This window comes from Streptomyces sp. AC627_RSS907 (genome assembly GCF_019049165.1).
On record NZ_JAGMUE010000531.1, the window covers coordinates 1 to 911 of the forward strand.

At 73.9% G+C, this 911-nt stretch carries 1 protein-coding gene; it reads right to left on the minus strand.

Annotated elements, in window-relative coordinates; genetic code table 11:
• Positions 1-10 precede the first annotated feature (10 nt).
• Positions 11-847, minus strand: a complete 837-nt coding sequence (locus tag KUM32_RS36860) for an NmrA/HSCARG family protein (RefSeq protein ID WP_217146230.1) — start codon at positions 845-847, stop codon at positions 11-13.
• Between the last annotated feature and the right edge of the window lie 64 nt (positions 848-911).

Sequence of the window (911 nt, forward strand, 5' to 3'; positions counted from 1 at the left end):
GGCCGGGGGGTCAGTCGCGCGCCGGCGCGAGCCGCGCGCGCAGGAACTCCTCGAACGTCAGCAGTTCCGGCCGGAGTGCGCGCAGCGACGGGATGTCGGCCCGGTAGCCCTCCTCGGCGAACCACGCGAACATGCGCTCCTCGATGGGAAGGGGAGCCAGCCGCGTCGGGGTGCCGGTGACGCGCTCGTAGACCCGCGCCACGTCCGTGAACGTCAGCTCGTCGCCCGCGATTTCGAGCTGTCGGCCCAGGTAGCGGTCGGGGTCGGTGAAGGCCGCGTCGACGAAGCGGGCGACGTCCTCGCTGGCGATCATCTGCATCGGCCGCTCCGGCCTGACCGGCAGCTCCAGCACCCGCTCACCCCGCGCGTCGGCGTAGTGCAGGAGGTTGTCCATGAAGAACACCGGCCGCAGGATCGTCGCGGGCAGGCCGAGGGCCAGGATGTGCCGCTCGATCTCGGCCTTGGTCTCGAAGTGGCCGATGCCCGTGTTCCGTTCGGCGCCGCCGACGGAGCTGTAGACCAGGTGTGCCACGCCCGCGTCCAGAGCGGCGTCCGCCACCGCCTTGCCCTGGCGGACCTCGGCGGCCAGCGTCTCCGGTTCGTACGCCAGCGGCTGCACGCTGAACACGCCGTCCACGCCGGCCATGGCCGCGCGCAGCGACCCGGCGTCGTTGAGGTCGCCCCTGACCAGTTCCGCGCCCAGCTTCCGCAGGGCCAGCGCGGCGGGCTTGTCCGGGTCGCGGACCAGGGCGCGGACCGTCCGGCCGCGGGCCAGCAGGGCGCGGGCGGTGGCCCCGCCCTGGTTGCCGGTCGCGCCGGTGACGAGCACGGTGAAGGCATCGGTCATGGCAGGCTCCTCGCTCGTGGCGCGACCGCGTCCGCGCGGCCCGCCGGTGGGGGAGATCCTGGAA

Coding starts and splice junctions, on each gene's coding strand:
- KUM32_RS36860 (WP_217146230.1), bottom strand. CDS start 847: ATGACCGATGCCTTCACCGTGCTCGTCACCGGCGCGACCGGCAACCAG.